Raw genomic sequence first — 24035 nt, forward strand, 5'->3', positions numbered from 1 at the left:
GACGGCGTAAATCAGGGTACCACCCCCTCACGGGTTCCCCCCTAATTTCCGCCTGCGTCCCACAGCCCATTTTTTACTAAGCTCTTTCTACCGGCTTATAGTTTTTAATAGCCTTCTGAATGAAGAATACCAGGTCATCCAGAGAAACGCGTTCCTGTTCCATGCTGTCGCGGTAGCGGACTGTAACAGTGTTGAAGAGTTCGTTCTTTGAACCGTCTTCTTTTGTTTCCTGAATTGTGTCGTAGTCTACAGTTACACAGAAAGGAGTACCAACTTCGTCCTGGCGGCGGTAGCGTTTACCTACAGTTCCTGAAGTATCGTAGTCAGTTACAAAGTCTTCCTTCAACAAGTGCTGGATTTCCTTAGCCTTTTCTGCAAGACCGTCTTTTTTCATCAATGGAAGTACTGCAACAGTGATTGGTGCAAGACGTGGGTCAAGGTGAAGAACTGTACGGTAATCTTCTTTTCCGTCTGTACCAACGTTCTGCTCTTCGTAAGCTTCGCAGAGGAACATAAGGAAGTTGCGGTTAAGACCGGCAGAAGTTTCGATTACGTATGGAACGTAGCGTTTGTTGCCGTCTTCCTGATCGATATAAGACATATCCTTCTTTGAGTATTCCATGTGCTGGCTAAGGTCAAAGTCAGTACGGCTGTGAATACCTTCAATCTCTTCAAATCCGATTGGGAAGTTATATGTAATATCGTAAGCGTCTTTAGCGTAGTGAGCAAGCTTGTCGTGGTGGTGCCATTTAAGCTGTTTTTCAGGGATACCGTACTTCAAATAGAACTGCCAGCGGTCTTTTCTCCAGCGCTCGAATGTTTCATCTTCTGTACCAGGTTTACAGAAATATTCCATTTCCATCTGCTCGAATTCGCAGGTGCGGAAAATAAAGTTCTTAAAGATGATTTCGTTACGGAAAGATTTACCAACCTGAGCAACACCAAATGGTACTTTCATGCGGTTAGACTGAACGATGTTCTTGAAGTCTGTAAAAATACCCTGACATGTTTCTGGACGAAGGTAAATAAGGTGAGATTCATCAGCAATTGGTCCCTGATATGTTTTAAACATAAGGTTAAATTCGCGGACTGCTGTATATTTGCGTTCTTTGCTTCCGCAGGTAGGACAGTTGATGTTTGCGTCAATGTACTCTTTCATTTCTTCGTGTGACATTGTATCAACTGGTTTTCCAGGTGCTTTGTCAGGATTAGCTGCAACAAAGTCTTCAATAAGTTTATCTGCACGGTGACGAGCCTGACACTCCAGACAGTCAATCATAGGGTCAGAAAAGTGATCAACGTGACCAGAAGCCTTCCATGTTGTGTGGTGCTGGAAAATTGCTGAATCAAGTCCAACAACATCATCATGAAGCTGAGTCATGTAATGCCACCATTCGTTCTGAATGTTTCTTTTGAATTCTACGCCAAGAGGACCGTAATCCCATGCGCCGGCCTGACCGCCGTAAATTTCTGAAGCCTGATATACAAAACCACGTCTTTTACAAAGCGAAATGATTTTGTCCAATGTACATGCATGTGTGTCTTTTGTGTCTGCCATTTTTACATTCCTTTTGCGACGCCGGTTTGCGCCGCGTGAATTAATTTAATGGAAAAAACATATCATAAAAAAGGAAAATAGTTAAGGCTCGTCAACATTTTCAAGATTACCGAAGTCCGTATCTCCATCAAATACTTCAGTATTCTTTTCAGCTTCCTTGGCCATAATGATGGCAGACATATCAATAACGTTAGGATAGTTAGTCATATCCTTCATCATTATATTCTTAGCGTGAATATCAAATTTCTTAATCAAAACTGTGTGAATAAATGATCTGATTGCGTCCTTATATCTTAGCGGCATGGCATTTGTGAAAAGGAATACCGCAGTGCTGTCCATAATACGGAATACAACCGAAGGACAGACAATAGTCGTTCGCCCGAAGGTAAAGGAAATATTATTGAAGACAGCGTTCTCTTTAAAAAGGTGGGCGCTTTTTTCATCAAAGGTGCAGGCAAAACCTACAGAGCTGATGTTGTTAATCTGAATTTCGTAAAGCTTGTTATCATTAATAAAGCAGGCAGAAATAACCTTAATATCCTTACAGTCAAGACGAATATACTTTCGGTTACCTTTAGCACCGTTCAATTCCAGAATCTTTTCAAAATTCTTAAGCAGAATTGAGGTAGACGAACTTATAATATGAAAACCGCACTGAAGGGTTAGATGTTCAAGAAAGAGCTGCTGGTCGCTTGTTGTGGCACGTTCAGAAACAACCCCGATAAAAATCGTACGCAGAGTAGGATCATCTCTATAAGAAAGGATGTAATTAAACCACTGCTTAAAGGTCATTGTGTGGTCTATGTTAATAAAGAGCATTGCATCCTGATTTTCCATCATAATAGGCTTAGTCGAAGGAATATCCGGGAGTACGTAGATTTCGTACTCCTCATCTCTGAGAGGTTCAATTATACCTTTATCAAAAGAGAGAGGCGGATTTAGAAAAAATATCTTGCGGCCAAACTTAGGGTTTTCCCGCGAAGGTGTTGCAACGTTGTCTTCACTCATAGCCATATTATATGATACCACAGCTTGTTACAATTTACAAAAAGTTTTTTCTTCCTCTTCCGGGCATTTATTAAAAAACTCTTCTATACGGGCACGCAAATCATCATTATCTTTTGCATTCAAAAATTGAGTCTGGGCATAATGGGCAAACTTAAAATTATCGCAAAAATATGTAAAAAAGCGCTGGAGACGGGTTTTCCAGAACTCAGGCGGCTGATATTTTTCTATATCAGAAATGTAAGCAAGGGCCAGCTGCTTCATATTAACAGAAAGTTCCCCTTCTTCCTTTTTCAGTTCCCTGAAAATCCAGGGTTTTTGTACGCAGGCCCGGGAAATCATCACGCCTTTTACATCCGGCGCTGCAGTAAGGGCATTTTTAAGGCTGGCTTCGTCCTTCACGTTACCATTTAGGTAAACCGGAAGATCAGGATAGCGTTGGCAAAGCTTCTGACAGTAAAAATAACGGGCAGGCCGGGTAAGTTTTTCTTTTTTTGTACGAGGATGCAGGGTTAAAAGTTCCACACCGTTTGCAACAAGCATATCGCAGAAAGAAAAAAATCCCTCGTCTGTAAAATTATCATCACCAAGACGAAGCTTTACAGAAAAGCGTTTTTTCATTTCAGGAGCTGCAGATTTATTCCATTCTTCCACTACCCTGCCGACCTTTTTTACCATTTCTTCAGTTTCTTCGCGGGGCTTAAGCATCCAGGCAATTCCAGCCCCGTAGCGGTAAATATCAGGAGCAGAACAGCCCATATTAATATCAAGGCCAAGCCCCGGAAGAGCGCATAAAACTTCTGCAGCCTTTTCCATATGTTCAGCATCGTGTCCTGTAAGCTGCCAGACAACTTTTTCAGGCAGAGGAGCAGGGTTTATATAAAACTTTTCAAACTGGCCGCCGGTAAGCAGGGTTCCTGCATTAATCATCTCTGTAAAATATTCATCACAGCCTCCAAACTTTTCTATTAAAATTCTAAAGGCAGGATGAGAAATAGTTGCCATTGGACCGCTTATCAATTTCATGCTTCTAGTGTATATTTTTTTTATGAATTATGAAATTGAATTAAAGGCTCACGTAAAAAATCGCAGTCAAGTTATAGAAAAACTTAATCAGACAGGAACTTATCTTGGTCACACAGAAAAAGAAGATGATTACTATCATTTTGAACTACCGCAGGGAAAGACTGCCCCGGACGGCCGCAATTTTATTTCTGCAAGAATCAGAAAGGAAACCCTAAGTCTGGACTGGAAAACCTCTTCCACCTGCTACATGACTTACAAAAGGAAAGAAATCAAAAAAAATGAAGACGGTACCGAAATTGAAGTAAACGAAGAAAACGAAATTACTTTTGAAAATGCCGCTCCTCTGGAAATTTTATTTTCTGATCTGGGCGGAAAAATAGACCTTCATAAATCAAAATCAGTAGAACAGTGGGAGCTTTCTAAAGGCGGGGAGACAGCCCACGTAGAACTGTGCGAAGTTCCGCCGCTGGGAGATTTTCTGGAAATCGAAATCATCAAAAAGCAGAATGACGAAGAAACTGTCAAAAAATGCAAAAATATTATAGAAGAAATTTTTACGGATTGCGGCATTTCAAAGGATATGATTGAAAGCCGCTACTACCGCGATATGCTGAAATCTATTTAATATTGATAATATCTTTAAAGCCTGTAACTTCAAAAATGCTGAGGATTGCGTCGCACACGTTAATCAGTGAAAGACCGTCCTTAGCTGAAAATGCTTTGTGTGTTGCAAGAACAACTCTAAGTCCGGCAGACGAAATATAATCAACCTTTGCAAAATCCAATACTATTTCACTGGCAGCAGAACATTCCGCAATTGCTTTTTCCAGGTCCGCAGATGTAACAGTATCAATACGGCCTTCAAGAATCAAAAGGGCCTTTTTTCCGTCATTTTCGATATTTTTTGTAATAGTCATAGGGCTATATTACCACAATCAGAGCAATCAGTGCAAACATTGTAGGATTTATATTTATGGTTTATAATTATTTTTTAAGAGGTATGCCCCATGTTTGACAGAAAAAAATACAAATACTTTGCCCGCCAGCAGTTACACGGCCGATGGAAGATTCCTGTGCTTATCACAATCATCACAGGTCTTGTTATGCTTATATTTTCAATTCCTGAATTTGTAGAAACCTACAGAACAATTCCGGAACTTTGGGATCTTGATTTTTCGGATTCCCACTCCTTTTCTATTGCCGTAAATCTGGTATCTGAATCAAATACATCAACCCTGCTTACTTACATTCAGCTTGCAGTAGCTGCAATTTTTGAAATGGCAGGAATCTGTGTTTACCTTAAAATGAGCCGTTCCCCTGAACCAGTCCACCTTTCTGATTTTTTTGATGGAATGAATAACTGGCTTCGCGCGGTTTTTGCTGAACTCTGGAAGGACATCTGGATTTTCTTCTGGCTGCTTCTTTTCTTCATTCCTGGAATCATAAAGGCTATCTCCTACTCACAGATAATGTTTATCGTTGCTGAATATAAATCTGTTTCTGTAACAAAAGCCCTCCGCATTTCTAAAATCATTACACACGGCCACAAGGCAGATTTATTTGTAATGTACTTAAGCTTCCTCGGCTGGGCTATTCTTGCAGCAATTCCGGCAGGACTTGGCTTTATCGTTCTTTTTCCATATATGAAGCTCACTTTTGTTAATGCATACCATGCTATGATGAAAGAAGCGCTGGAAACAGGAAAGCTTAAACCTGAAGATTTACAGAAAACAGAGGCTCAATATGAATAAAGATACAAAATCTGGAATTATAATTTTTGCCATTTTAATTGCAGTAATTATCGGAGTAACAGGCTTAAGCCTTCGAAACAATAAAGGTTCTTCAGTTAAAATTTCCACTTCAAACAAAGCAAATCAGATTGTGCTGGACGGAAATTATGATAAAGAGGAAATTAAAGGCTACAAATCTGAATATGTTGCGGCTATTTATATAGAAGGCGTTATTCAGGAAGAAAATCAGAATTACAACCAGAAATGGCTGCTTTCAACCATTAAACAGCTTAAAAACGACAAAAGAAATCAGGGCATTGTCCTCTTTCTTGAAACTCCGGGCGGAGCAGTTTATCAGGCTGATGAAGTTTATCTGGCTCTTCAGGATTATAAAACCTCTGGCAAAAAGGTTTATGCCTACATGGGAAGCATGGCAGCTTCTGGCGGCTACTACATTGCCTGTGCCGCTAATGAAATCTGGGCAAACCGCAACACCCTCACAGGTTCAATCGGTGTAATTTCTGCTCAGTTTGTTGATATTTCAAGCCTGCTTAAAGAAAAGGGAATCCGCACAGCAATAATTCATTCCGGCAAAAACAAGGCTATGGGCCACATGACAGAAGCCTACACCCAGGAGCAGCTTGATATAATGCAGTCTATCTGTGATGAATGCTACGACCAGTTCACTTCAATTGTTTCTACCAGCCGCCAGATGCCGCTTGCTGAAGTAAGAACTCTTGCAGACGGCCGCATTTACACTGCCCGCCAGGCACTTGAAAACAAGCTGATTGACCATGTTGATTCCTGGGAAAACTGCCTTGCTAACTTTACGGAAAAAGTGCTGGAAAAACCTGGCATTAAAATTGAAAGCTACAGAAAGGAAAAGAAGCAGAATATCCGCGACTATATTACAGGCCAGATTTCTGATTTATTTACAAATCAGGCAGCAGCCCAGCTGGGTATTCCTGCAAAAGCCATGAAGGAAATAAACCAGATGAGCGACGGCCCTATGTATATTTATCTTCAGTAACTATCTAGTAATCAGATATAAAGAAGCCTTCTTGCCATTAATAAGGGTATGAAGGCTTTTTTGTATTTTAAGCCCTTTTTCTGCAACGCTAGCTTCAAGTTCTTCCTTACGGGCAGATAAAATTACAAGCTTTCCGTCAGCTTTTACAATGCGCAAAAGAGAATCAAACATCTTATTATAGAAGATTTTGATATCCCCGATATCTTCGTAAAAGCCCCAGGGCGGATCTGTAATAACACAATCCACTTCTACATCTGAAATATGCTTTAACTCAAAGGCATCTGCCAGGCGAAGGTCTACCCGTTCATCAGCCATCTGCTTTTTGGCGGCTATAAGCTCAACCTGCTCTTTACTGATGTCGCTGACATAAAGCTTTGAAGGCTTAAACTTTTTTATAAGCTGAACAGGAATAGAACCGTAGCCTGCAAAAGGGTCTGCAAGTACCATATCTGGTTTTAATTCTGCAAAAATGCCCATTAAATAGGCAACTTCAGGACGCAGCTCCCCTTTATTCAGATTTTTTTCTGTAAATTCACGCTTGGCAATCAGTTCTCCGCAAAAAGAAAAGCCGTCCCGGCGGATAGAATACCAGATTTCTGTAGAAGGACTCAGGCGGTCAAGAGAAAGCTTAGAGTTTGCAAGAACACTTTCTTCCGCACGGCGGGCAAGGGCCTTATCAACCTTTGCGAACTGATTTTCCTGAATAAAACGAACGCGGAAAGTTCCCTTATTAATAAGATAATAATGCTTCTGCTGGGCAACGGCGTTTACCATCAGCTTAAAGTTTGCATTTTTAAAAGTCTTAATCACAAAAAAAAGTGTTGTTGAAATAAATCACTTTTTCTAAATCACGGGAATTTCCGTCAAAACGGTAATGTACAAAACCGTCGTAAACCTTTATTATTTTTACACCCTTTACAGCCTGGGGAAAATCAGCGGCAACAAGGTCTTCAAAACCTGTTGCAAAGCTTGAAACAAATTCTGCCATGCATCAAATGTACTAAAAAGACCGTTTTGAATCTAGACACAGTGGGCCAAAATCCTATATATTATTAGAATACGTTATATGTAGAAAGTGTTTTACTTTGCAAAAGAGGGCTTCCATTACCACTCTTCTGCATTAACACCTAGGAGGATAATTGGCATACACAAATGCAAACAACAGCAACAAAGGACAGAGAATCAATGAAATGATTCGTGTTCGTGAGGTTCGACTTATCGATGATGAGGGCAACCAGCTCGGAATCGTTCCGACTAATCAGGCTCTCAATATGGCTAGGGACAAAGACCTTGACCTTGTTGAAGTTTCACCAAATGCCAATCCGCCGGTATGTAAAATACTTGACTATGGCAAATACCGATTTGAACAGGAAAAAAAGCTCCGAGATTCCAAGAAAAATCAGAAGGTATTAAAGTTGAAGGAAATCCGTATGCAGCCAAAAATTGGCTCTGGAGATCTTGATACTAAGGCCAAACATATTCAGGAATTCCTTGACGAGGGCGATAAGGTAAAAGTTACAATCCGTTTCCGCGGACGCGAACTTGCACATACCGAACTCGGCTTTGAAGTAATGAATGAGGTGCTAAAGCGACTTACCTCGGCGTATAACATTGAAAAGCCTGCTGCAATGGACGGCAGAAACATGTCAATGACAATTTCAGCAAAAGCCGCAAAATAAGGGGTTACAAAATGCCTAAAATGAAGACAAAGAAGTCAGCTGCAAAACGTTATTCTTTAACAGGCACTGGCAAAGTAAAGCACAAGAAGCAGAATCTTCGTCATATCTTGACTAAGAGATCACAGAAACGTAAGAGAAATCTTAGAGCAGCAGGTTATGTTGCTGAAGCAGATGCAAAGAAAATCAGAAAGCAGATGCTTCCATACGCTTAATCGAGGTAGAAAATGTCAAGAGCAATAGACGGAACAAAAAGAAAGAATCGCCGTGTAAAGATTTTGAAACTTGCTAAAGGTTTCATTGGCGACAGAAAATCAAACTACAAAGCTGCTAAAGATGCTGTAACAAAAGCATTGAACCACGCTTATGTAGACCGCCGTGATAAGAAACATGAATTCCGCGCTTTGTGGATTGCACGTATCAACGCTGCAGTTCGTGAAGAAGGTCTTTCATACTCACGTTTTATTGATGGATGTAACAAAGCTGGTATTAAATTGAACCGCAAGGCTCTTTCTAATATGGCTATTGAAGATCCAGCAGCTTTCAAAGCAGTTGTAGAAGCTGCTAAAAAAGCTCTTAAAGCATAGTCGTTTTAAGGATAAGATATGATTTCACTTGATCAGGTAATGCTTCTTGAACAAAAGGTAGAAAGTGCTGTTGCTAAAATACAACAGTTACAGGCTGAAAACGATGCTCTGCGCAGTAAATGTTCAGAGCTCACAAATGCGCTTTCAAGCAAGTCGGAGCAGCTTTCTTCTTTTGAGACAGATCAGAGCCAGATCGAAAGTGGAATCTTAAAAGCACTTGACCGTTTGAATCAGATTGAAAATACAGTCTTAAAGGTTACAAACGGTCAGGCTGCTTCTAACATTCAGGCTAACTTACAGCCTACAGCACAGGTTCAGAAGCCTGTTACACAGCAGACAATTCAAACACCAGTACAGAAACCTGTTCAGCCAGTTCCACAGGCACAGACACCAGTTACACCACAGCCAGCACAGAACTTTTCACAACCTCAGCAGCCACAGGCAGCCGTTACTCAGGAAAAACCTTATCAGCCAGCACAGCCTGTTCAGGACAACTTTTTTACAATGAACGAAGCTCCTTCTCCAGTAACTTCAAACCAGACAACAGCAGAACCTGCAGAAGAAGAAATTGAAGAAGAAAATCCAGATAACTTGGGATTCGATATTTTCTAATGGGCAAACTTCACATCAATACATTAGGAACCTCATTTACAATTCAGGCAAACGGCGACGACGAATATTTGCAGAAACTTCTTTCATATTATAACCGCGTTGCTGAAGATGCACAGAAAATCACATCATTAAAAACACCTCTCCAGACAGCAATTCTTGCAGGTATTATGCTCTGCGATGAAGTATATAAAGAAAAACAGAATAAAATTGCTATGGAAGCCGGAAACCTTGATCCGGATGTTATTCTTCAGAGCAATGATATTGAACGTCATACTCTGGACATGATAGAAAAAATCTCTAAGGTACTTTAATTTGATTCAAATCTGGATTGACGCAGATTCCTGCCCTACTCTCGTAAGAAATCATACAGTAAAAATAGCTGCAAAACAGGGAATAAAAGTCTTTTTTGTTGCAAATAAAAATATCCCCTGCGAACTGGAAGGATTTGAAATGATAATCTGCCAGGCGGAAAAGGACGCAGCAGACAATTACATTTTTGAACACGTAAAAGATAACGACCTTGTAATTACCAGAGATATAATTTTTGCAGACAGACTTGTAGAAAAAGGAATTGCTGCAATCAACGACCGCGGAACCTCCTTCACAAAAGAAAATATTAAAGATTTACTTTCTGACAGGGATTTTGATTTTGCCTTATTTGAAGCAGGCGTTGTAAAGCGGACAAAAGACGGCTACAGCAAAAAGGATTTTGAAAAATTTGCCAACTGCTTTGACCGCGTTTTAAATAAACTTTTATCCTTATCTAAGTAGATTAGTCGTCTGCATCAGGAATAGCGTCAATAATAGAACAGATACGGTCTTTGATCTGAGAGAAGGCTTCTACTACTTCAGGATCAAAGTGAGAACCTGCACTGTTATAAATCTCATTAAAAGAATCTTCTACAGACCAGGAATCTTTATAGCAGCGTTTATGACTCAAGGCATCAAAAACATCTGCAACGGCAACTATGCGGGCAGCGAGAGGAATCTCAGAACCCTGCAGAACTTCTGACTTAGGAAGAAGACCATCTTTAATTGAAAAATCATTTAAATTAATTTTTCCAGGATAACCGGAATCTCCGCCATCCCAGCGGTCATGATGATGAAGGGCAATATCGCGGCAGATAATATCAAGATCACTTTCTGCAGGATCAAAAAGCTGGGCACCAATGCAGGTATGTCCCTTCATGATATTACGCTCTTCTTCTGTAAAACGAGGATAAACCTTTTTTAAGATGATATCAGAAATACCAACCTTACCTACATCATGGAATTTTGCACCAATTTTCAAAAGGTCGCGGTATTTTTCCTGTTCATCATATGGAATGCCATGGTTAAAAGCATAGCGGTCATAAATTTCCAGAGAGAAGGAAGAAACTCGCTCAACATGAGGATAAGTTTCTTTAGGGTCGCGGAACTCAGCCATCTTCAGCATTCGTTTTACCATGCTGCTGGTAAGATAAGCACGCTGCAAAACCTGAACGGCACTTGTAGCAAAGTGAGAAATCAAAAGCTCTGCTTCATCAGAGAATGAAATAATATTTCCTTCTTCATCCTTTGCATTGATAATCTGAATTACACCAAGAAGAGAACCACCCTTTATTTTAAGAGGGAAGGTATAAACAGAACGGGTACGATAATTTGTTTTTACGTCAGTATCATTATTAAAGTGATAAGGCGCATCAGCTGGAATGCTATAAGCATCTTCAATATTTAAAGGACGCTGAGTTTTTGCAACATAGCCCGAAATAGAAGTTTCATTAATTGGGAAAGAGAAATATGTGTATGGAAGCTTTTCACCAGGTGCAAGCAGTTTAAGCTGGGTATCATTCTGACCGTATTTAATTTTAAGGTTTGTACCCTCTACGACATAAATAGAACCCGCATCTGCATTTACAATACGACGGGTTTCTGTAAGGATACGCTCAAGGAGGATATCAATATCCTGAATTTCTGACAGGCTTCGAGCAATTTCAACTATCTGTTCAAGACGGCTTTTTACTTTTTTTGGTGAAGTTGCCAATATAGTTCTCCTTACATTAAATCAATTCTTTTACGAAAAACAATTATATAAGGAATAAGAAATATTTTAAAGCGATTTAAGTTTTTTTATTATTGAAAAATAAATAGGCCCCGCACCGCCGGAAAGGTCGGGCAGAATCTGATAGCCATACTTTGTTTTTTCATACTCAGGAAGAGTAATTTTTGTAAAGCCTTCAATTTCTGAAAGGTCTGGAGCTGGATTCAAAAGCTCAAAGGCAGCACCATCTTTATTGAACTTTTTATAAAGCCTTTCTATCATTTCGTCATTTTCCTGAGGGCAAAGGGCACAGGTAGAATACAAAAGAATTCCCTCAGGCTGTAACAGGCGGTAGGCAGAAGATAAAAGAGCCCACTGTTCTGTAGTAACAGTTTTTATGCGGGAAAGAGACCAGTCTTTAAGATATTTCGGGTCATTGTAAACATGGCGTTCAGAAGAACAGGGAGCATCAAGCAGAATACGGTCAAAACATTGTGTCTGACGGGTACACCAGGTAGAACCGTCTGAGCAGGAAGTCTGAACCCGCTCGCTGATTTCAGTAGGAAGACAGGTATCTACAACCACCGAAAGGCGGTGTTTTCGCTCCGGGGAACGCTCATTGGAAGAAAGTTTAGCATCAGCATCCATGCGGCTGGCAAGGACAAGAGTTTTTCCGCCGGGTGCTGCGCACAAATCTAATATATTTTCCCCACCTTTCAGCGGAAGACATAAGGCCGCAAGAACACTGGCAGAATCCAGAAAATAAGATTTTTCAGCCCCGGGAATTTTATATTCCACAGGCTGATTTTCTTTTTCAAAAGCCGCTTTCAATGCTTCCCAGCGCTGGCCGTAAAGCTGACCGTAATACTTATTAAAGCCTTCAGCTCCAGAAAGTTTTTCAGGTTTTTCAGATGATTTTTTTCCCATTCCCTACTCCAGATTAAAAAGCCCGGCTTTTATTTTATATTGTAAAATGCGTTTTACAGACTGGTCAATTCGGGAAGTAAAGGCAGGATCTTCCAGAGCTTTTTTATAGATAAGTCTTGCCTGTTTTGCAAAGCGTTTTTCAGATGTCATGATGCAGTCTACACCTGCTTCAATTGCAAGTACAGCAGCCTTTTCAGGAGGAAAACCGTTATCTGCAAGGGCGCCCATAAAAATATCATCAGAAAAAATAATGCCCTGGTAGCCGTATTCATTACGAAGCACATCTGTTACCCAGACTTTCGAAAGGCAGGCAGGAGTTTTTTCATCTCTGGCAGAAGTACGGGCATGACTCATAAGCACACCGGCCGGCTCATGCTGACAGACCTTTTTAAAAGGAAGGATAAGCTTTTTCAATTCTTCTTCTGGCAAAGTGATTTCAGGAAGCCCTGTATGAGGGTCAGTATTCGTATTTCCCGGGAAATGCTTGATTACACTTGCAATTCCCTTATTTTCGTAGGCATTTACACAGGCAATTCCGTAGGCAGAAGTCTGCAAGGCATCTCCAAAGCTGCGGCCATCAAGAAATTCGCGGTTATCATCTGTGCAAACTTCAATTACCGGTGCCAGGTTCATATTAAAGCCGATTTCAGCCATTTTTTCAGCCTGCCTAGCATATAAATCATAAGCGCCGGCAATATCATAATTTTTTGTAACCTCTTCCTGAGAAGGCAGTTTTCCTGTCAGTTTTTTAAGCCGGTTTACCCAGCCGCCTTCCTGGTCAATTGCAAGAAATGGCTGAATCTGCCCCTTCTGAGCCGTATAAATTCTGATTGAAGCAACATAAGAGGCAGTTTCTTCCACCGTATCACTCAAATTATATGAAAAGAAAAGATAGCCGCCGGCAACCATAGGGGTATCATCCTTTTTTCCGGTCACGTCACCAAAGCTTTCATAAGAGCGGAAAGTTTTGTTTCCTTCCAGGTTTTCAATAAAAAGCTGGGCAATTTTTCGTTCCAGAGGAAGATTTTTTATGTAGTTTTCAAGTTCAATTTCTGCAGTTTTTGTTTTTGGAAATATATAATCTTTATAAAGAGCCGCTGCATTCAGACGGGTCAGTTTTTCTTTCTTGGACTGAAGTTTTTCTGTTTTTGATGTGCAGGAAATAAAAAAAAGTGCGGCAAGGACAGCAAATATTATTTTTTTCATATTATGATTATACCGTATTTTTTGTAAAAATAATATAATCGAAGCTATGAAGAAAATCGGAATTATAACAGGTGCCAGCTCCGGAATGGGAGCAGAATTTGCCCGTCAGCTGGCAAAAAAAATGATTTGTGATCAGCTCTGGATTATCGCCCGCAGAAGTGACCGCCTTGAAGAATTAAAAGCCCAGATAGAAAAGAATGATGATAAAGTAAGTATTATCCCTATAGCACTCGATCTGACAGGTTCAAAAGGTGCAGAAGCCTTTGGCACGTATCTTAAAGCAAACTTTCCTTCCGATGCAGAATTAAAAGTCCTGGTAAACAATGCCGGTTTTGGAACCTACGGTCCTTTTGAAGAAACCCCTGTTGAACGCGAAATGCAGATGATAGATTTAAACTGCACTTCCCTTACTGGAATCTGCGGCTACGCCCTTCCCTACATGAAAAAAGACAGTCTTATAATAAATACAGCAAGCCTTGCAGCCTATATGCCGCTGGGAAACTTTGCAGTTTATGCCGCTACAAAAGCCTATGTTTTAAGCTTCAGTCTGGCCTTAGCCGCCGAACTTAAACCTCGCGGAATAAGCGTAACTGCCCTCTGTCCTGGAAGCGTAAGCACAGAGTTTGCAAACGTAGCTTCAAACGGAGTCCGTAAAGAAGTAAAAGGCGGACGTTCCTGCGAAAAAACAGTTTCCCACTGCATAAAAAAAGCCCTTGCCGGCCGCCATACAGCCCTTGCCTTTGCAAAATGGCGTTTAACCGCTTTTATGAGCCGCTTTGTTGGAAGGTATCTGGTAGCTGAACTTACCTACAAATACAACAAGCGCCCACACTAGCCCCCTCATTCCCAAAAAATCCGAAATTTGATATTATAGAAGAAATGGGACCTGCAGACTGCGGACAGATGCTGGACGCTGACTCGAAAAAATCCCTTTATCATTTTATAAATAAAGATTTTTGGAGATTTTTTATGAACGAACCGATTGAGAACAGCACAATCAACAGCGCGCTTTTCACAGACTTTTATGAGCTTACAATGGCTCAGGGCTACTGGAAGGCAAACATGAACCAGATGGTTGTGTTTGATATGTTCTTCCGCAGAAACCCTTTTAACGGCGGTTTTTCTGTTCTTGCAGGAAACGAAACTTTAATGGATGCCCTTACTTCTTTCCGCTTCAGCGAGGCTGATATTGAATACCTTAGAAGCCAGAAGATTTTTGAAGAAGGCTTCCTTGATTTCCTCAAGGACTTCCACTTTACAGGCGACCTTTACACTATGGATGAAGGAACTGTAATTTTCCCTCAGGAACCGCTTGTCCGCATTCATGCAAACCTTATTGAAGCACAGATTATTGAAGGCCTTGTTTTGAACCATGTAAACTTCCAGAGCCTTATTGCAACAAAAACTGCCCGCATCTGGCTGGCTTCTAAAAAAGCACCTATTATGGAATTCGGTCTTCGCCGTGCCCAGGGACCTGACGGAGCTATGAGCGCTACACGTGCCTCTTACATTGGTGGTGCAGCAGGAACTTCCAACACCCTGGCCGGAAAGCTTTACGGTATTCCTGTTATGGGAACTATGGCTCACTCATGGATTATGAGCCACTCTTCTGAGCTTGAAGCCTTCCGCGAATATGCAAAAATTTATCCACAGAACTCTGTTTTCCTTATTGATACTTACGATACCCTTAAGAGCGGTATTAAAAATGCCATCATCGCTGGTGGCGAGCTTGTAGAAAAAGGCTATAACTTTGGTGTACGCCTTGACTCAGGTGATATCGACTACCTTACCCGCGAAGTACGCAAGGAACTTGACCGCGCAGGCTATCCACAGGCAAAAATCAGCGTTTCTAACGAACTTACAGAAGAGATTATTTCTACTCTGGTTGCCCGCGGCGCTCCAATCAATTCATGGGGTGTTGGTACTCACATGGTTACTGGTGGAAATGAATCTTCATTTACTGGTGTTTATAAGCTCAGTGCCCGCCACGATAAAGATACAGACCAGATGACTCCTGCCATGAAGTTCAGCGATAACCCTGCAAAAACTACTAACCCTGGCATTAAGAATATCTTCCGTCTTTATGATGAAAACGGAATGGCAGCAGCTGATATTCTTGCACTTGAAGGCGAAACTCTTGAAGCCGGAAAAGAATACCGCTTCTATCACCCTATGGTTGATTACAGACAGTTTACCTTCAAGGCATCTAAGGTTGAACCACTTTTGAAAAAGAGAATTGAAAACGGAAAACGTCTTTCACCACGTCTTCCAGACAGCGAGCAGCTTCAGATCAGCCGTACAACAATGCAGAGCCAGCTGGAAACTCTGGACGCTTCTTACAAGCGCATCCTGAACCCTCATATCTACAAGGTTTCTATTACAGAGCAGCTTAAAGATTTGAAACTTGATTTCATCAATAAAAATTTAGACAGATAAAAGAAGTGATAAAAATAAAGGCTCTTGCAAAAGCAAGAGCCTTTTTCATTACCTGGTAAAAAAACTATTTTATTCTATATGAGCAGCGCCAACTTTGCGGATGTTCATAAGATATACGTTCTTTTCCCCAACAAACTTGCCCATATATTTAATATATTCCTGAACGCTTTCGCTTGGAAGAATTGCCATAATTACGCCGGCAAAACCGCCTCCGTGAACACGGCAAACACCCTTTCCAATTTTGTTGATAAACTGAGTAGTAAGGGCAAGACAGAGAGAAATCTTCTGCTCTTCAGGATGAGCGTTTACATAGCAGTTTTGCAAAAGTTCAAATGAAGAACGGCCAGAAGCATCAACCAGCTTCAAAATCTTTTCGCCGTCATCTTTTGTAATTGCTTCTGCCATCTGCTCTACTCGGGAAGTTTCATTAAAGAAGTGGAAGGCACGAAGAAGGGCACGGTCGTTATTAAGTTTTCCGATAAGTTCCGGTGTTTTTTCAAGCAGCTTTTCAACACTTGATTCGCAGAGATTTTTTACACCAAGCTCTTTTGCTACTTCACGCATTTCGCCAGGAACGCTTGAATATTCAGCGCTCAAGTCTGCATGACCTTTTCCTGTGTTTACGATTACAATGTCATAACCATATTTTTTGAAGTCCAAGTCGATTTTTTCATATTCTACAGTACCGTTATTAAAGCTCTTAGAAAAATCAAGCTTGATTGCTCCGCCTGCTGCACAAGCCATCTGATCCATAAGCCCTGAAGCCTTGCACCAGAAAACGTTTTCTGCACTCTGTCCGATTTTTGCATAATCAACAATACTGAGTTTATTGTCATTAAAGAAGTAGTTGATTACAGAACAAACCAGCATTTCAAAGGCAGCAGAAGAGCTTACGCCGGCACTTGCAATTACTGTTGTTGAAGTATAAAGATTGAAGCCTCCAACCTTGTGGCCAAAGTTCTGAATTGCCTTTACCATTCCGGCAACCAAAGAAAGACTGCCCTGACACTTTGGAACTTTATCAGCATCCTTAATGTTAAATTTTACAACTTCATCAAAGCCTTCGCTAAGAATGTGGATTTCGTCTGTGCCGTTAGGATATGCAGCACCAATTGTATCAAGAGTAATACTTCCTGCAATTACTTTACCGCCGTTGTGATCTGTGTGGTTTCCAATTACTTCTGTACGTCCAGGAGCAGTAAAAAACTCCATTTTGTCTGAACCAAATGATTTAGTAAAAAGTGAAGAAAGCTTTTCAAAACGAGCTTCTGATTCAGTTGAATTTCCGTAAATATTTTCCAATGCTTTTTTTGATGGTGTCATAATTTTTTCTCCTGTGTAAGCGAGCCGGATTGGCCCCGCTATGAGTCTTACATATTCTATTATAAGTGCTATTTTGCGCTTTTCCATAATAAAATTAGTAAGAAAAGGGGATTATATTGAGAAAATTATTTTGTTAATGCTTTTTCTACCTGTTCAATAATTACATCAGGAGTTGAAGCACCGGCAGTAATACCTACCCTTTCAAAGGCAAAAAATTCCTGTGGGATTTCTTCTGCACTCTGAATATGGGCCGCATGAGGGCAGTTTTTTTCTGCAGTCTGAAAAAGTCTTATTGTATTTGCGCTGTTTTTTCCGCCGATAACAAGAACCCCGTCAACACGGGAGCATAAATCTATCAAAGAATCCTGACGCTCTTTTGTTGCCGGGCAGATGGTATTGTTTATTTTAAGGTTTTTATATTTCTGCCCTACAATCTGAGAGATTTTTTCAAACTGAACAGGACTGAAGGTTGTCTGACTCAATAAAATTGCCTCTCCATCATCTTCTTTAAGGGCCTGGGCATCCTTTTCATTCTGTAAAAGGATGAATTTTCCCTGGGCATAACCTGCAACGCCCTTTACTTCCCCGTGATTACTGTCACCGGTAAGAATGATTGTTTTACCTTTTGAAGAAGCCTTCTGCACTGTAATCTGATTGGCATTTACGCGGGGGCAGGTGGCGTTAATTATGACGCAGTCCTTATCTTCCAGAGCATTTGTTACATCCGGAGAAACTCCGTGAGCCCTGATTATTACCACGCTTTTTGCTTCAACCTTTTCCAGCTGGTCTTCTGAAAGTATTTCCAGCCCCTTGTTTTTAAGATTCTGTAATACAATTTCGTTATGAATGAGCGGCCCCAGGGAATAAACCTTTTTTCCGCTGTAATCTTCCAGCGCCTTTTCTGCATATTCTACAGCGCGGCGGACGCCAAAACAAAATCCTAAAACACTGGCTCTTATTACTTCCATAAAAAGGATTATAGCAAAAAAAAAGTGCAGAAGAAACATCTTCTGCACTTTTAATTACGAAATCAGACGATTACTCATCAGCCTTTACGTTTTTAAGCGAATGGTGAACACCGAACTCTGGGCGCCAGGTGCGGCGGAAGAGCTGAATGAATCCGCTTGAAATAAAGATAGAAGAGTACATACCACTGAGCAAACCAACAATCAAAGCCAAAGAGAAGTCTTTAATGCTTCCAGTTGTGAATACGTACAATGAAACTACTGCAAACAAAGTTGTTACAGTTGTCAAAATTGAGCGTACAAGAGTGTCAGAAAGTGACTGGTTCAAAATCGGTGTAAAGGATTTTACGTCATTCATGTAAGTAAGGTTATAACGGATACGGTCAAGGATAACGACTGTAGCGTTGATAGAGTAACCGATAATTGTAAGAACAGCAGCCAGAACAGTAGTTGTAAACTCCATCTGAGTCCATACGATGAAAGTAATCATAATCAAAGTATCGTGGATAAGGGCAATTACAGAACCAAGGGCAAAGTCCCAGTGGAAGCGAACTGCAGCATAAATCCAGATCAAAGCAACTGTAAGAACAAACATCAAAAGTGATTTGTAAGCAATTGAAGAAGACATGCTTGAACCGATGAAGTCAGTTTTTACGATTGCAACATTTGATTGATTGAATGCAGCATAAAGATGCTGATTTACAGCTTCCTGCATATCATTCTGAGAAGAACCTTCAGAAGTTCCCATACGGATCTGATAGCTTGCATCTGCACCCTGACCAAGCTGTTTTACATCAATACCCTGAAGATCTGACAAAGCAGAACGAACATCATCAGTTGTAATTTCAGATGTTCCTGCAGGATAAATGTACAAAACAGAGTTTGTAAGCTGGTTAGTAGCAGCAGAGTTCAAAAAGAGCTTTGTTGATGGGAAAGAAGCATTTTTAACAGCAACCTTTACACCATTAACCTTGTTCATTTCGTTTGCAAGAGCTTCTACAGTTGTGAATTCAGCAAAGTTGAAAGAACGAGTTTCGTTTACAGCACCAAGACCAGAAATTACCAGGTCAAGCTGTCCAGCGCTGAGTTCCATAGCAACCTTTGCAGAACCGTTATATGTAACTTCAGCAACAGGAGGAGCAACGCGAACCTCTTCAATAAGACCAGGTTTAAAGTCGATACCAAAGTTAATTCCCTTTGTAATAAAACCGGCAATTCCAAAAACAATTACGATAATGCTCAAAACTGCACAAGGAATAAAACCTTTATTAAAATTTAATCTTCTCATTGTTTAATCCCCCAGCCGATACTTACTTTCTTTGCATGGAGCACATCTGTATCGAAGTCGAACATAAGGCGTGATACAAACAATGCTGTAAATACAGAAGAAACAACACCAATTGCAAGTGAAACTGCAAATCCCTGAATAGCACCAGTTCCTAACTGAGAAAGGAAGATAGCGGCGATAAAGGTTGTGATGTTAGAGTCCATAATTGCCCAGAAGGCATTGTCAAAACCGATAGAAATTGCAGCAACGCGAGATTTACCCTGGCGCAATTCCTCTTTAATGCGTTCAAAAATAAGTACGTTAGCATCTACTGCCATACCGATTGTAAGAATCATACCGGCAATAGAAGAAAGTGTAAGTGTCAAATTGAAAGCAGAAAGAACCGAGAACATGATGTAAAGGTTCAATACCTGAGCAACAACTGCGTTGATACCTGACATGTGGTAGAACAAAAGAAGGAAGATAAGGATCAAGCCAAGACCAAGACAGATAGCAAAGATACCCTGATGGATAGCCTGCTCACCAAGGCTTGCGCCGATTACCTGCTGGCTTTCTACTTCAAGAGGAACTTCAAGCCATGCAGACTGCAAAACTTTTTTAATGTTGTTTGCTTCGTCATAGCTGAAACCACCGCTCAAAGAAACGCTTCCGCCTGTAATTGCAGTTTTAATTGTTGCGTTTGATTTAACTTTGTTGTCGCTTACGATTGCAAGGTTCTGTCCTACGTGAGCACCTGTGAAGTCAGCGAAAATCTTTGCACCTTCGTCATCAAGCATGAAGGCAACTTCAGGCTGATTTGTGATTGTGTCTGCGCGAACTTCTGCAGATTTAATATGCTTACCTTCAAGAGCAATTTCCTTCTTTACTACAACGTAGTCATAGCGTTCATCAAGACCGTAAGCATCTTTTGTATATTCACCAAATACTTCGCAGTCTTCAGGAATGATAGATTTATCCATCAATTCGCCAACAGCGTTGAAAGTAGAAGTTGGATGCTGATAATAGTAAGTTTTGAAAGCCTGAGTAGCTTCTGAATCAACCAGACGGAAGTTCAAAAGACCTTTACCCATAATCAAAGTTGTGATTGTGTCTGCCTGAGCAGCACCTGGGATTTCGATATAGATGCGGTCTTCACCCTGCTGGCGAACAGTAGGAGAAGTAAGACCGAATTTGTCGATACGGCTTGTAAGGTTTTCAATAGCATTAGCCATTGCTTCTTTTTTGAAATCAGCTACAGGCTGGTGAATGTTCTCAATACCAGTTGCTTCTACAGCTGCATCAAGGTCAGCGCGAACGATAACGTTCATACCACCAGAAAGGTCAAGACCAAGTTTTACAGAGTTTTCATAGTAAGACTTAGCTTTAAGAATTCTGTCGCGGTAGCGTGCCTGAATTACATTCATAAATTCAAGTTCTGAATCATAGGCAGAAAGAACATCAATTACAGTCATTTCTGACGGAACTTTCTGATCCAACAACTTATATTTCTTAGCTGCGTCTTTTTCCAGCCAAGAGTATTCTTCACCAAGTTTTGCTGAAGAATCTTTTGATGCAAGTGCTTTGATTGCAGTTACATCTTCACCAGCTTTTGCAGTTGCAAAGTCTTTGATGTTTTCTGTTGAACCAAGAGCCAGTGCCTGAACTTCTTTTGGAGTTCTTCCATACCAGCTGATAGATGGCCAAAGGAAAACAAAACAAAGAGCAAGTACTACAAGCAGGAGTAGTAAACGTGATCGTTTGTTCATTTTTTTATTTTCCCCAATTATTTATTTTCTTCAGAGTTTTCAGCTGCTGCAGGAGCTTCTGCTGTTTCTGAAGATTTTTTACCTTTTTTGCTGCCTTTGCATCGGCTTCTGCTGCTTTTTCAGCATCAGTTTTTTCTACACTAGAAATTGCAGAGCGGTTGAATTCAAGTTTTACGTTTTCGTCAACTTTTACAATTACAGTCTTTTCTTTTACAGAAGAGATTGTTCCGTGAATACCACCAATTGTGATTACCTTATCACCCTTTTTCAATGCTGCGAGCATTTTTTCAGTTTCTTTCTGTTTCTTGTTCTGTGGACGAATCAAGAAGAAATAGAAGATAACGATGATTAATAAAAATGGTAAGAGAGTGCCAGTTAAAGCACCTGTTGTTGAAGCACTTCCTGCAGTTCCTGCTGCCTGAAGCAATGAAACGAATGACATATGTCCCATCCTAAATTTTTAAAATATGACCCAATTTTGACAATTGTAATCAGATAATAAAAATATCATTTATGGGCTATTTTATCAACTGAGTAAGGGCCTCATTCAGGCGGCGGATTGAAGAATCGTTAGGTTTTATTGCAACTACCTGACGCAGGTAATACTGAGCCTTGCGGTAATCATTCTTTCCATAATACACTTCGTAAAGGCGGAAAAGGGCATCGCTGTTACGCGGGTTAGAAATCAGGGAAGAACGGAGGTCTGCGAGAACTGCATCCTCTGTAAGCTGGAGAAAACTTCTGCGGTAATATAGATAACTTTTCATCTTTGAAGAGGAAGAGTCCAGAAGTGAATTAATGTATTTTAAGACGATATCACGGTTTCCGTTTTCGCAGTAGGCAAGCACATAAGCCTGTAAAACTTCTTCGTCGTTAGGATACTGCAGCTGCATTTTCTTTGCAAAATCAAAGGCTTCGCTTTTACGGCGCAGCTTGATGCAGACTTCAACGTAATTTTTAATTATGTCTGCCCCAGGATTAGGAAGGCTTGCAAGCTTTGAAGCAATTTCGTAGGCTGCCTGCCAGTTTTCGCGCTGAATAAGCCCCGAAAGTGCATAGCGCATTGCATAGGTATTGTCCGGCTCAGAAGCAAGGATTTTTGCACAAAGCTCATCTGCATATTTTCCGGCAACAGGAGCATCGGTTTCAGAAGAAATACGGGCCGCCAGCATAAGAGCCTCTGTATTATCAGGATAAAGCTGAAGGGCGCGTTCTACCGTCTGAGTTGCGGTACTTGTATTTTTACTCCAGTCAAGCTGTACCTTTGCACGCAGAACCAGATAGTCGATTGAAGTATCGTTCTGCTTTGCATACATATCAAGAAGGGACACTGCATGGATAAAGTCTTTTTTTTCTATTAAGATTTTTGCGCGAAAAAGTACGAACTCAAGGTTGTTAGGGGTCTGCTGAAGGACGCGGGCAACATACTGTTCAGCCATAGCCAGGTCTTTTTTTGCAAAAGAAACATAGGCATTCAGGCGGAGTACATCGATATCGTTTGCGTCAGAGCCCTGATCAAAAGATGCAAGAATTTTTTCTGCCCCGGCATAATCTTCAAAATGAAGAAGAACACGGGCATAGGCAATTGCAATTTCCTTAGAAAAATCAGAAGTTTCCCAGGCTTTTTTTAAATATTGTCCTGCATTCTGATAATCAGACTTTTTAGAATAAGTAATTCCAAGAAGATAAGAAGCAAGTACAGAAGAGGAATTATAGGAAAGGGCTTCCTTACAGGCCTGCTCGCATAAGTCATAGGAATCCTGGGTAACAGAAGGACTTAAGATTACAAGGGCAGGAAGAAGGATGCTCAAAAAATCAGATTTTCCGGTAGAGGAATCAAAAATTCCCTTGCGGGCAGAATCAATGGCACCAAGGTAAAGATTATCAGCTGGAACTTCAACAGGATCCCAGGTGATTTTCTGAGAAGGCCAGGCAAGCTGCATGATTTGAGTTGCAATTTCTATAAGGACGCGTTCATTTTCGGCATATTCCCCGTTTGCATGGTGAAGGGTTTGAACAGCCTTTTTAAGAGCCTGAGGAGAACCGTTTTCAACTCCAGAGACAACTTCATTATCAATTTTATAAAAATAGGTTCTTTTTGCAGAAGGAAGCTTTACACTTTCAGCTCCCGAATAGGCAGTGGATGCAGGACTCTTATCCTTTTTCTTTTTTGCAGAAAAAGCTGGCGGCACGACAAAATAAGACACCGCTGTTACGAGAATAACGAGTTTTTTAAAGCAGAATCCACTCTTCACTTAATCGCTTTATAAATCATCATCAGGAAAAGGAAATTCTTCTGAGGTTAAATCATCAGAATCATCTCTCTTCCAAACAAGTTCTTTGTGACGCTTTTGTAAAAAATAATAAAGGACAAAAATCACAAGAATTCCAACTATTAAAACAGGAGCCGCAAAATAACTTGCAGTATGGAATGAAGTTTTTATAATGTTAAAAGAAAATAAAAAGTAATAAATAGACATCAGGATAAGGATAAAGCCTGGAATTCCGTAATTCAGGCGAACCTTTTTATACTTAAAGCAGCTGACACCTATAAGACTGACTCCCGGACAAAAACCGTAAAGAGGCCAGATTGTAGAAAAACTTATGGCCGAAATTAAAACCAAAAGAATTGAGATCAGGCCGTAAGTACAGATTAGAAGCCCCGAAAAAAGCTGATAGGGTCTTCGTGTTTTTTTGAAGGTAAAAAATACTACAATTCCACCGATTACTGTCTGACAGAAAAGAAAAAGAAGGAAGAGAAATTCTTCTCTATCATTCTGTTAGAAGCTGAGATATAATAAAAATATCAAAAAGTCATTGAGGTGGGGTGATTAGTAACAAAAGAGGTCGTTGATTTTTAGCGGTCTCTGGAGGAATTATTTGATTAACATTACACGCTCT

27 protein-coding genes are annotated in these 24035 nt (G+C 40.5%); 11 read left to right on the plus strand and 16 right to left on the minus strand.

Annotated features, from left to right (window positions below):
• Window positions 1–76: 76 nt before the first annotated feature.
• From MSI_RS05835 to MSI_RS05845, 3 genes are all read right to left on the minus strand, one after another.
• Entirely contained in the window at window positions 77–1558 is a 1482-nt protein-coding gene (locus MSI_RS05835; protein ID WP_009104667.1) for a glycine--tRNA ligase, read from the minus strand.
• An 81-nt stretch (window positions 1559–1639) separates the two neighbouring features.
• Window positions 1640–2566: a hypothetical protein gene (locus MSI_RS05840; RefSeq protein ID WP_155815502.1), complete on the minus strand. Its 927-nt coding sequence runs from the start codon at window positions 2564–2566 to the stop codon at window positions 1640–1642.
• Window positions 2567–2593: 27 nt separating this feature from the next.
• Window positions 2594–3589, minus strand: a complete 996-nt coding sequence (locus tag MSI_RS05845) for a tRNA-dihydrouridine synthase family protein (protein ID WP_009104671.1) — start codon at window positions 3587–3589, stop codon at window positions 2594–2596.
• Window positions 3590–3611: 22 nt separating this feature from the next.
• Between MSI_RS05845 and MSI_RS05850 the strand changes: the two genes are divergently transcribed.
• Window positions 3612–4214, plus strand: coding sequence for a CYTH domain-containing protein (locus tag MSI_RS05850; RefSeq protein ID WP_009104673.1), 603 nt, complete (start codon window positions 3612–3614; stop codon window positions 4212–4214).
• On the opposite strand, the gene MSI_RS05855 is transcribed toward MSI_RS05850, so the two are convergent.
• Window positions 4207–4506: an STAS domain-containing protein gene (locus tag MSI_RS05855; protein ID WP_009104675.1), complete on the minus strand. Its 300-nt coding sequence runs from the start codon at window positions 4504–4506 to the stop codon at window positions 4207–4209. The two genes, MSI_RS05850 and MSI_RS05855, sit on opposite strands and share 8 nt — an antisense overlap.
• A gap of 90 nt (window positions 4507–4596) precedes the next feature.
• Here MSI_RS05855 and MSI_RS05860 point away from each other — a divergent pair, with 90 nt between their 5' ends.
• On the plus strand, window positions 4597–5340 hold the full coding sequence (locus tag MSI_RS05860; protein ID WP_009104678.1) for a DUF975 family protein: 744 nt from the start codon (window positions 4597–4599) through the stop codon (window positions 5338–5340).
• Window positions 5333–6349 carry a signal peptide peptidase SppA gene (sppA, locus tag MSI_RS05865; protein WP_009104680.1) on the plus strand — a complete coding sequence of 339 codons (1017 nt, stop codon included), beginning with the start codon at window positions 5333–5335 and terminating at the stop codon, window positions 6347–6349. The genes MSI_RS05860 and sppA overlap by 8 nt, the downstream gene beginning before the upstream one ends.
• On the opposite strand, the gene MSI_RS05870 is transcribed toward sppA, so the two are convergent.
• On the minus strand, window positions 6350–7159 hold the full coding sequence (locus tag MSI_RS05870; RefSeq protein WP_009104682.1) for a methyltransferase domain-containing protein: 810 nt from the start codon (window positions 7157–7159) through the stop codon (window positions 6350–6352).
• A complete protein-coding gene (locus MSI_RS05875; protein ID WP_009104684.1) occupies window positions 7152–7337 on the minus strand; it encodes a hypothetical protein in 186 nt (61 codons plus the stop codon). The genes MSI_RS05870 and MSI_RS05875 overlap by 8 nt, the downstream gene beginning before the upstream one ends.
• A 151-nt stretch (window positions 7338–7488) precedes the next feature.
• On the opposite strand from MSI_RS05875, the gene infC reads away from it, so the two are divergent.
• From infC to MSI_RS05905, 6 genes are read left to right on the plus strand one after another with little or no spacing between them, the layout of a single operon-like run.
• Window positions 7489–8028, plus strand: a complete 540-nt coding sequence (gene infC, locus MSI_RS05880) for a translation initiation factor IF-3 (protein ID WP_009104686.1) — start codon at window positions 7489–7491, stop codon at window positions 8026–8028.
• Between the two features lie 11 nt (window positions 8029–8039).
• Window positions 8040–8240 carry a 50S ribosomal protein L35 gene (gene rpmI, locus MSI_RS05885; protein WP_009104687.1) on the plus strand — a complete coding sequence of 67 codons (201 nt, stop codon included), beginning with the start codon at window positions 8040–8042 and terminating at the stop codon, window positions 8238–8240.
• Window positions 8241–8252: 12 nt separating this feature from the next.
• Window positions 8253–8612, plus strand: a complete 360-nt coding sequence (gene rplT, locus MSI_RS05890; protein WP_009104689.1) for a 50S ribosomal protein L20 — start codon at window positions 8253–8255, stop codon at window positions 8610–8612.
• 18 nt (window positions 8613–8630) lie between these two features.
• Window positions 8631–9224, plus strand: a complete 594-nt coding sequence (gene zapB, locus MSI_RS13900) for a cell division protein ZapB (RefSeq protein ID WP_009104690.1) — start codon at window positions 8631–8633, stop codon at window positions 9222–9224.
• Complete coding sequence (gene zapA / locus MSI_RS05900) at window positions 9224–9535, plus strand: cell division protein ZapA (protein WP_009104693.1); 312 nt, start codon at window positions 9224–9226, stop codon at window positions 9533–9535. Before zapB ends, zapA begins: the two co-directional genes overlap by 1 nt.
• A gap of 1 nt (window position 9536) precedes the next feature.
• Window positions 9537–9995 (plus strand): DUF188 domain-containing protein, encoded by a 459-nt coding sequence (locus tag MSI_RS05905; protein ID WP_009104695.1) that lies wholly within the window; start codon window positions 9537–9539, stop codon window positions 9993–9995.
• A gap of 1 nt (window position 9996) precedes the next feature.
• On the opposite strand, the gene MSI_RS05910 is transcribed toward MSI_RS05905, so the two are convergent.
• From MSI_RS05910 to MSI_RS05920, 3 genes are all read right to left on the minus strand, one after another.
• Complete coding sequence (locus MSI_RS05910) at window positions 9997–11247, minus strand: HD domain-containing phosphohydrolase (RefSeq protein WP_009104697.1); 1251 nt, start codon at window positions 11245–11247, stop codon at window positions 9997–9999.
• A gap of 66 nt (window positions 11248–11313) precedes the next feature.
• Window positions 11314–12171, minus strand: coding sequence for an RNA methyltransferase (locus MSI_RS05915; protein WP_009104699.1), 858 nt, complete (start codon window positions 12169–12171; stop codon window positions 11314–11316).
• Window positions 12172–12174: 3 nt separating this feature from the next.
• Entirely contained in the window at window positions 12175–13377 is a 1203-nt protein-coding gene (locus MSI_RS05920) for a glycoside hydrolase family 3 N-terminal domain-containing protein (RefSeq protein WP_009104701.1), read from the minus strand.
• Between the two features lie 46 nt (window positions 13378–13423).
• Between MSI_RS05920 and MSI_RS05925 the strand changes: the two genes are divergently transcribed.
• Window positions 13424–14212 (plus strand): SDR family oxidoreductase, encoded by a 789-nt coding sequence (locus MSI_RS05925; protein ID WP_009104703.1) that lies wholly within the window; start codon window positions 13424–13426, stop codon window positions 14210–14212.
• A 134-nt stretch (window positions 14213–14346) separates the two neighbouring features.
• The gene (locus MSI_RS05930) at window positions 14347–15813 is read left to right on the plus strand and encodes a nicotinate phosphoribosyltransferase (RefSeq protein ID WP_009104705.1); all 1467 of its coding nucleotides are present in this window, start codon (window positions 14347–14349) and stop codon (window positions 15811–15813) included.
• Between the two features lie 69 nt (window positions 15814–15882).
• Here the strand turns inward: MSI_RS05930 and MSI_RS05935 are convergent, their stop codons facing one another.
• From MSI_RS05935 to MSI_RS05965, 7 genes are all read right to left on the minus strand, one after another.
• A complete protein-coding gene (locus tag MSI_RS05935) occupies window positions 15883–17136 on the minus strand; it encodes a galactokinase family protein (RefSeq protein WP_039924383.1) in 1254 nt (417 codons plus the stop codon).
• Between the two features lie 125 nt (window positions 17137–17261).
• Complete coding sequence (gene ispH, locus MSI_RS05940) at window positions 17262–18104, minus strand: 4-hydroxy-3-methylbut-2-enyl diphosphate reductase (protein WP_009104709.1); 843 nt, start codon at window positions 18102–18104, stop codon at window positions 17262–17264.
• Between the two features lie 70 nt (window positions 18105–18174).
• Entirely contained in the window at window positions 18175–19389 is a 1215-nt protein-coding gene (gene secF / locus MSI_RS05945) for a protein translocase subunit SecF (RefSeq protein WP_009104711.1), read from the minus strand.
• Window positions 19386–21134 (minus strand): protein translocase subunit SecD, encoded by a 1749-nt coding sequence (gene secD / locus MSI_RS05950; protein WP_009104714.1) that lies wholly within the window; start codon window positions 21132–21134, stop codon window positions 19386–19388. The genes secF and secD overlap by 4 nt, the downstream gene beginning before the upstream one ends.
• Window positions 21135–21138: 4 nt before the next feature.
• A complete protein-coding gene (yajC, locus tag MSI_RS05955; protein WP_009104717.1) occupies window positions 21139–21576 on the minus strand; it encodes a preprotein translocase subunit YajC in 438 nt (145 codons plus the stop codon).
• 76 nt (window positions 21577–21652) lie between these two features.
• Entirely contained in the window at window positions 21653–23389 is a 1737-nt protein-coding gene (locus tag MSI_RS05960; protein ID WP_192807741.1) for a lipopolysaccharide assembly protein LapB, read from the minus strand.
• Window positions 23390–23398: 9 nt separating this feature from the next.
• Entirely contained in the window at window positions 23399–23758 is a 360-nt protein-coding gene (locus MSI_RS05965) for a hypothetical protein (RefSeq protein WP_039924390.1), read from the minus strand.
• Between the last annotated feature and the right edge of the window lie 277 nt (window positions 23759–24035).

The sequence above is a fragment of the Treponema sp. JC4 genome (assembly GCF_000260795.1).
Taxonomy (GTDB): domain Bacteria; phylum Spirochaetota; class Spirochaetia; order Treponematales; family Treponemataceae; genus Treponema_D.

Bases quoted from the DNA above. Each gene is read 5' to 3' on its own strand.
- MSI_RS05835 (WP_009104667.1), bottom strand. From the start codon at position 1,558: ATGGCAGACACAAAAGACACACATGCATGTACATTGGACAAAATCATT.
- MSI_RS05840 (WP_155815502.1), bottom strand. From the start codon at position 2,566: ATGAGTGAAGACAACGTTGCAACACCTTCGCGGGAAAACCCTAAGTTT.
- MSI_RS05845 (WP_009104671.1), bottom strand. From the start codon at position 3,589: ATGAAATTGATAAGCGGTCCAATGGCAACTATTTCTCATCCTGCCTTT.
- MSI_RS05850 (WP_009104673.1), top strand. From the start codon at position 3,612: ATGAATTATGAAATTGAATTAAAGGCTCACGTAAAAAATCGCAGTCAA.
- MSI_RS05855 (WP_009104675.1), bottom strand. From the start codon at position 4,506: ATGACTATTACAAAAAATATCGAAAATGACGGAAAAAAGGCCCTTTTG.
- MSI_RS05860 (WP_009104678.1), top strand. From the start codon at position 4,597: ATGTTTGACAGAAAAAAATACAAATACTTTGCCCGCCAGCAGTTACAC.
- sppA (WP_009104680.1), top strand. From the start codon at position 5,333: ATGAATAAAGATACAAAATCTGGAATTATAATTTTTGCCATTTTAATT.
- MSI_RS05875 (WP_009104684.1), bottom strand. From the start codon at position 7,337: ATGGCAGAATTTGTTTCAAGCTTTGCAACAGGTTTTGAAGACCTTGTT.
- rpmI (WP_009104687.1), top strand. From the start codon at position 8,040: ATGCCTAAAATGAAGACAAAGAAGTCAGCTGCAAAACGTTATTCTTTA.
- rplT (WP_009104689.1), top strand. From the start codon at position 8,253: ATGTCAAGAGCAATAGACGGAACAAAAAGAAAGAATCGCCGTGTAAAG.
- zapB (WP_009104690.1), top strand. From the start codon at position 8,631: ATGATTTCACTTGATCAGGTAATGCTTCTTGAACAAAAGGTAGAAAGT.
- zapA (WP_009104693.1), top strand. From the start codon at position 9,224: ATGGGCAAACTTCACATCAATACATTAGGAACCTCATTTACAATTCAG.
- MSI_RS05915 (WP_009104699.1), bottom strand. From the start codon at position 12,171: ATGGGAAAAAAATCATCTGAAAAACCTGAAAAACTTTCTGGAGCTGAA.
- MSI_RS05920 (WP_009104701.1), bottom strand. From the start codon at position 13,377: ATGAAAAAAATAATATTTGCTGTCCTTGCCGCACTTTTTTTTATTTCC.
- MSI_RS05925 (WP_009104703.1), top strand. From the start codon at position 13,424: ATGAAGAAAATCGGAATTATAACAGGTGCCAGCTCCGGAATGGGAGCA.
- MSI_RS05930 (WP_009104705.1), top strand. From the start codon at position 14,347: ATGAACGAACCGATTGAGAACAGCACAATCAACAGCGCGCTTTTCACA.
- MSI_RS05935 (WP_039924383.1), bottom strand. From the start codon at position 17,136: ATGACACCATCAAAAAAAGCATTGGAAAATATTTACGGAAATTCAACT.
- ispH (WP_009104709.1), bottom strand. From the start codon at position 18,104: ATGGAAGTAATAAGAGCCAGTGTTTTAGGATTTTGTTTTGGCGTCCGC.
- secF (WP_009104711.1), bottom strand. From the start codon at position 19,389: ATGAGAAGATTAAATTTTAATAAAGGTTTTATTCCTTGTGCAGTTTTG.
- secD (WP_009104714.1), bottom strand. From the start codon at position 21,134: ATGAACAAACGATCACGTTTACTACTCCTGCTTGTAGTACTTGCTCTT.
- yajC (WP_009104717.1), bottom strand. From the start codon at position 21,576: ATGTCATTCGTTTCATTGCTTCAGGCAGCAGGAACTGCAGGAAGTGCT.